Here is a 6935-nt window from a genome sequence, read left to right as displayed (position 1 = left end):
CAGATCCTGGCCCGCATTCTGCGAAAACGATACATCCGCCGCATTAACGTCTGTGAGGATCAGCTTGTCTTTCTCCGTACCATAGGCGCTGGAGTCATTGATCGTGTAAGATCCGTCCCCCAGGCTGTGCACGTAGTTCTCAACAAATGCGGACCCCATGACCACGCCGGAGGCCTTCTGATCCGACACGGACTTGTCGCGGATAGCCTGCTCATCGAATATCGCGCCATCGGCGAATTCGATCAGCTCCAGCCCCCAGAAATTGCCGGTAAAGTGATCGGTTACGGTGATGGTCTCGCCGTTGCTCAAAGTGATCACCAGATCCTGGCCCGCATTCTGCGAAAACGATACATCCGCCGCATTAACGTCTGTGAGGATCAGCTTGTCTTTCTCCGCACCGTAGGCGCTGGAGTCGCTGATTGTATCATTTCCGTCTCCGAGCCTGTACACATACGTGTCAGCAAGTGAGCTTCCCTCTAACGTATCATCACCCGTGCCACCCAGGAAAATCTTCGAGCCACCTGTGCTCTGAAGTGTGTCATCTCCGGCTTTGCCAACAAGAATTGCGTCCCCGTCTACAGACAGAGTGTCTGCACTATCTGAACCCACCTCCAGAACTACGTCAAAAATGGCTTCAAGCTGTGCCTCAGTTACCGGCAGCGATGAATCCACAAGCGCGGCTGGGAGGTAGCCAAACTCCGCCTGATAGGGCTTCAGGTTTTCCAAAGCAATTCGAACCGCCTCTGACCCCTGGTCCACGTATTGCGCAACAAATTCGACAGCGAATTTTGCTCCGTCACCGAAGAGCACATCGTTGAAGACGTCGTACCCAATATGTTCAAAAGGAGCTAAGTAGCCTAAGTCCGCATCTTCGCCTTCAGTCAGAATGATGCTTTGTACAGACTGTACGAGGAAACGGGTTTCAAAATAGCTTCTGATGGCATCAAATTGCTCGGAAAAAACAGGTATCAGATCAGGGCCCGGAACTCCGACTATTATCTTGTCATGGGCTACCGAGTTTTCAGCTCGGGTATAATCCTGCCCCATGAGCTTTTGGATCACAGCAAATTTCTCGGCGCTCAAGTCGGGGACATACTGGTCATCAAGATCTTGAACATCACGGTTTGAGTCGAGCATGATTGGATTGCTAGGTCCCCCGGTGATCCGACCGCCAACAACTGATGGCCCACTATCAAGAATATCTACGTTTCCATCGCCACCATCGTTGATAATTCGCGGAGGAACAGGGAGGAAGGAAATGCCCCCTTCCTGTGGTGTACCGTCCAGAAGGAGGGTATTTATCAACGTAAACGCGGGCATATATGCCGAGCTTGGACGCACCACGTCATTCTGTTCAGCTATGCTGTTTACATCATCAAAATCGAATTGCTGGTCGCCGATGACGTCAAAGATATAGAAGTCAGGGTTAGGAGCTCCGGACAACGGGTCAAACCCTGGAGCGAGCTTCTTGTCCTCGTCATACAGATAGGTGATTTGCACAAAGCCAGCCTCGGACAACCACTTGGTATCTTCTACGCCCGCCCAGCTCACCAGAAAATCCTCAAACGCCGATTGAAACGTGTCCATTCCCTGGCTTCGAGCCACTTCAATCAAACCCTTCGCTTCCGCCTTCAACTCGGGGTCCTGCGTGAACGCTGCAGGTGTTGGCGCCATCTCACCAAATCCAGGCAACCAAGGTAGTTGGAACGCCTCTGCGTCGAACGCGAAACCCTCAGGCAGCTCAAACACTGTTTCGGCCTGATCCAGTCGAAACAAGACTTCAAAAGCCTCGGATGTCGACCCGTCGGTATGAGTGACGGTCGATGTCGCGACAACCTGATTGGTACTTACAAAATGGCCCGCTGTTTGCGATGCCAGCGAGATTGATTCAATTCCAGCGTCCGTGAGGCTTTGCAATTCGCCCACGTCAGAAACCCCGTCCTGATTTAAGTCCTGCCAAACCTGCAAATCCGCGAACTGCGCGTCCTGGCTATCTATCAGGCCATCACCATTGCTATCCAGTTCAGCAAGTTCTTCAAATGCTGTTGCTGTCGGCGACCCGAAAAGCTCGCCTATTCCGTCAACTTCACCGTTACCGTTTCGATCCAGAACCAGCAGCCCATCATCCGGGGCCACCCAGCCCGTTGTTTCGGCAAACCCATCATCGTCCAGATCAAATTGCGCTTCGGAATCCTCCAACCTCGTCAGCTCGACGCCGTCACCATCCAGGTCCAATACCAAGGGGTCATTAACTGGGTCGTTGAAAAATAGATCCAAAACAGATTGCCACGCTGGCTCAACTACGGAATCATGCCAGTACCCATTAACGATGTCCTGGTAGATTTTTCCTCCCAGCTCGACGATGTTACTCACCCCATCAGCAATTCCATATGCTGCCCAGCCCAAAGCCACTGCCGCTGCCAGCGCAGGTGAAACTGCGGCCGCAAGGGCAACTGTTCCAGTGATTACAACTGCGCTTACCGCAAGGGCGACCCCAAATTGAGCGATGTTGCCATGGAAATCACTCCAGTCGCCTGTATCTAAACCCTTCTTGATTGAGTCATAGGCCAGATTGAGGAATTCTGCGGTATCACCAATGAAGCCGCCGCCGACCCCAACGATGATTGAGTCGAACGAGCTTACCAGTGTACTAAGCGTGGCTGCTCCCAGATCGGACAAATTGCTGGGTAGAGAGTTCAGCTGTTGACCCAGCGAATTTGCAAGGTTGGAGATTGCCGCCATGCCGTTATCAAAGCTCGCAAGAGACACAGCTCCGGTCTCGTCTGCGCCAAATGTACCTGCCGCCGAAGTGGCTTGTGCGAACGCATAAGACAATTGCGCGCCAAAAGACGTAGTGTCACCGGTACCTGTTGCCTGCCCAACTTCGTGGCCCATGGCGATGGTCACAGCCCTGATTGCTCCCGCGTACGTCTGAGAACCACTGTCAATCGATGCTTTAACGCTGTCGATTTGACCTTGAAAATGATCGATACGATCTGTTCCGAGGATATTATTGTCGGAAACAACAGATATCAGGTTCTCAGCGGTGTTCAGGGCCGATTGTGTGTTGTAACTGGTATTTACATCCACCTGCGTTCCGTCAAACCCGGACTTATAGGCGTCATTGCTAGATTGAAAGTCAGGTTCAGCTTGCCGAGCAGCCCAGGCATCTTTGTACTTTTGGTCATTTTCGGTGGTTGCCTTACCCGTCACAGAGATCGCCGAACCATCATGGCTGACTGTGCCCTTTGAGACATCGCTCATGAACCGATGCAGACCATAAATTGCGTCGATTTTTTGCGCGTCAGTGACACTTGGGTCAGGATTCTTCAGTATGTCGGTAAGCGTCTCTCTTGCAAACTCGTTGTAAGCTGGGTGGCTGCCCAAGTGATGAGAGCCTCCAAAACCAGCCTGGACAAACGGGTTACTGGTGCCGCTATTGATGATTCCTGTTTGAACCAGGGCCGCTGTTTGCGGATTTGTGAACAACGCGATGGTGTTGCTCTGAGCATTTTGGAAAAATGTCACCGGGTCATTTGGAAAGAGCTTAGTCAGTTCGTCTCTGATTGTTTTGTCTTTAAAAAGTTCCGCGGGAAAAATGTGATGGATATTGAAGCCGAACGGAGTCGCCATGGGAAAAACCTCGGAGTAATAGTATTGGGTTGGTGATGGAAAGGGTTTAAACCACGATGCACTTACGCAGCTTGAACGGGCGTGAGACCTTCGCCGCACGCAACGCCTGTGCCAATGCGTCGCTCACAAAAAACGCGTCGCGCATTTGTGTGTCCATCCAGATGTCCGGCCCATCCAACGCAGACACGCTCACGGCGATGTCCTTGTCTTGCATTGCGCCGGGCGGCTGCCAGATATCATAATTTGGGTAAGGCTTTGTGATGCGCGGTGATTGATCAGTCAGCACTGCTGTCTTTTGCGCCCCAAAGTTCAGACAGAAGTACTCGCCCTCAACCGGTGTGGTGCGATCGTGTTGAAACAGTTTGACTGGATAGAGATTTCCGTCACCCAGATCGAACTCGCGCAAAACAGCGGCGCATGCTGCAGAAACCGTCCAAGTTCCGCCCGCATTGAACAGGTCGGGTTGTTTTTTTTCCTTTTTGTCTTTGTATTCCGCGTACATTTCTTTGGGAAAGCGATTTTCCGGCAAAGGCTCCCCAACGTTGTTCCGCTTCATGGCATCGACAGAAAATTCGTTGTCTTCAAGATAATTATCTTGATCAAACCCCTTGATGCTTGAAACGCTTACCATCGCACGGCTGATCCAAATCATTGGTTTTTTTGTCATCGCTAAATATCCCGCAGAAAATCATTTATACTTGTTCTAAAATCTCGCTGAACCTGAGTTTTCGCAATTGTAGCGCTTTCAGATTAGCGACGAGGCAACTTTTCAATTGCGGAAGTAGAGCCTGCGAGAGTTTGGGCAGGTGCCCAGGGTCGCGACCTGTACCCTGAAAGGCTACATATCCTTCGGATTGCGCAACATTCCAATGCTCCGCGACAGGCTGCACGCTTCGCGTGCTACAAAGCAAAAGGGATTCCCAAAATTTGTTGTGTGCCACTGCACCCTCGATGTTCCTTCGTTTTTCAATAGTATGCGTGTATCTTTCGTCTTTGTTCAACTAGAAAATGTGCTCATACCCGGGGCACTTTCGATGACGGTGGAGCAGGAGCCATCCACTACATCCGCTTTCGGACACAATCCCCTTGTCAAAACACCTCGGCCAAAACGGCCGTTTTTGTCACTGACGGCAATGCGCCCGCAAGCATTGAAAAATCTCGTGCCACAAACCCTTGGCGAAACCCGATTTTCTTCTGTCACGTTTTTGGCAGATGCCAGAGAAGCCGACGTTGATGCATGCCGCAGCATCGGTCAAAGGAGCCCTTTGCAGGCATTGAACTGGCTTCACGTTCTCGCTTATGCAGCGGGTTGCGAACCGCCAAATGCAGTCATTCATGGCAGGGTAACCGTTGTTAAGCCCCCTCTTGATCGTCCATTGGGTGTTTGCCCGTTAACCTTTCGAGATTATGGCGAATTCATCAGACGCCTGTGTTGACGCGCTTTTGCTTCACCCGCAAAGTGCCCGAATGTGGTCACCTGATATCAAAATACCCGAAGTGGAACAGGTCTACGACAGTGGCCTTATGTACCAGATTGCTCGCTTGGAGAATTTTGCGTCTCCGGAAGCCAAAATTTTTCTATCCAACAACCTGTTAATCGTTCGAGAGGATAATATCCGAAGCCCGATCGGTCGATGTATTCAAGGGGAGAAATGTTGGTCAAACGAAGAAATTGAAGCGTACCAGCGCGAAAACGATACTTCGTCAAGGCCGTTGCTGGATGCGTACAATGGATCAAGCTACAAGAATTCCAGGAGTAATAAGTATGCTTGCGATTGGTCCACGAGCAAATTCTATATTGAACAACAATCTGACAATGCAAACTTTGGTAAGAGCTACGAGGACCAGGCCAATTTTGCCCAGGAGATGCGTTCGGCACTCGCGGCATTGACGATTGTGTCGAGAGCCTCGGTCAAGAGCTTTGAGCCGTTTCAGATCATCAAACAACCTGGAATTGGGGGGTATGGTTACGGGTTTGCGAGTCAAACTGTTCAGCCTAGCTATCTAAGAGGTATGGATGGAGTATTCGAATGTTCGGGAGACAGTATCGAGCAGCTGAAAACAATATTTGGACAGGTATTTGAGCGACGGCACCCGGAAGTGTATTTGGCTTCGCTACGTTTGATGAGAGCTATCAACCGTTCACAGAATGACGACGCAATCGTGGATCTGATGATTGCCTTGGAAGCCATGTTCAATCCGGACAAGCAACCAGAGATAACTTATAGGTTGAGCCATCGGTTGGCTTACTTTTTGTACCCTTTAGAAAAGGAAGCACGCGTACGAATCCACGATGTTATGAGATCAGCTTACGCAGTGCGCAGTGCGTTCGTACATGGAAGCAAACGGCAGTTCGAATTTTTGGAAAATGCTTTGGCGAGAAGCCAAGAGGAAGGGAAAAAAGTTGACGACAGAAAGCTTCAAGAGTTGCGGAAAACACTACAAGAAGTCGTTTGCAGTGTCTTGTTCAGACGTTACGTCAGCCACGGAGAAGCATCAAAGAAAGAACTGAACAAATCGCTCGACGAGCAAGCATTTTAGCCGAAGCTACGAGCCCATTGCTGCCGTCGACCGAGCTTCGGTCTTTTGCATGTGCGGCACGTAGCAAACCGCACTGACCGGACATTCGAAAACAATCGGCCAGTGCGCGAAGTGCGCTTGATTCTACGGCTCAGGTGCGCGCCCCACTCGTATTACGCCTTCTTCTGTGTTTCGGACGAAATACTGAACCGTATTGCCACTTGGACCAAATAGCATTGCTTTGTCTCCAAAGAGACCAGAGCCGCCAAATCTGGCTTTGACAGTTTTTGTTTGTGGTCCCGGAATATCATTTGCCTCCGCAAGCTTCCCGCCGGCATCGCAGCTCACAAAGGAAATCAAGGCACGGCCAGATGAATCAACGGGAATATCCAGCCTTGCAGGTGTTACAAAAGACTTGTCAAATTCCGGTCCGCGCACAGTGCATTTTGCTGCTACCGGCGCCCCGTTGTCTTCTGCGCTGAAAGCAATGGCTCGTGTTTTAACGGCGGTAGGCGATGACGAAAGATCCTCGGGTTTAGGCTGCTCAGGAGAGTTTGAAATTGTTGTGGTGTTACACGCGGCCAGTACGAAGCAGCCCAAAAGAAAAAAAGAACGCATTGTGATATCCCGTATCCGATACTTTAGAGGTACTTACATACAGGGTATGTCCGGAGTGCAAGGTTGATTTTCATTCGTCCCCTAAACCGTTCGAAATCAGGACTAGCAACGACTGATACAAACTGGATCAGGGGTGCCAGGGATTGATCCAGCCATCATTAGCT

5 protein-coding genes are annotated in these 6935 nt (G+C 50.7%); 2 read left to right on the top strand and 3 right to left on the bottom strand.

The features are described 5' to 3' along the window. On the bottom strand, nt 1-3633 hold a 3633-nt coding region (locus AC2FJW_RS19295; RefSeq protein ID WP_496751118.1), incomplete at its 3' end, for an SPM autocatalytic domain-containing protein. A gap of 46 nt (nt 3634-3679) precedes the next feature. Then, the gene (locus AC2FJW_RS19290) at nt 3680-4285 is read right to left on the bottom strand and encodes an imm11 family protein (protein ID WP_496751117.1); all 606 of its coding nucleotides are present in this window, start codon (nt 4283-4285) and stop codon (nt 3680-3682) included. 217 nt (nt 4286-4502) lie between these two features. On the opposite strand from AC2FJW_RS19290, the gene AC2FJW_RS19285 reads away from it, so the two are divergent. Both AC2FJW_RS19285 and AC2FJW_RS19280 read left to right on the top strand, forming a co-directional pair. Next, complete coding sequence (locus AC2FJW_RS19285; RefSeq protein WP_496751116.1) at nt 4503-5069, top strand: hypothetical protein; 567 nt, start codon at nt 4503-4505, stop codon at nt 5067-5069. A 31-nt stretch (nt 5070-5100) separates the two neighbouring features. Beyond that, complete coding sequence (locus AC2FJW_RS19280) at nt 5101-6174, top strand: hypothetical protein (RefSeq protein ID WP_496751114.1); 1074 nt, start codon at nt 5101-5103, stop codon at nt 6172-6174. 123 nt (nt 6175-6297) lie between these two features. Here AC2FJW_RS19280 and AC2FJW_RS19275 read toward each other — a convergent pair whose 3' ends face one another. Further along, nucleotides 6298-6771 carry a hypothetical protein gene (locus AC2FJW_RS19275; RefSeq protein ID WP_496751113.1) on the bottom strand — a complete coding sequence of 158 codons (474 nt, stop codon included), beginning with the start codon at nt 6769-6771 and terminating at the stop codon, nt 6298-6300. Nucleotides 6772-6935: the final 164 nt, after the last annotated feature.

The organism is Ruegeria sp. CDSA020, from assembly GCF_059612345.1.
This window is presented reverse-complemented; position numbering and strand designations above follow the sequence as displayed.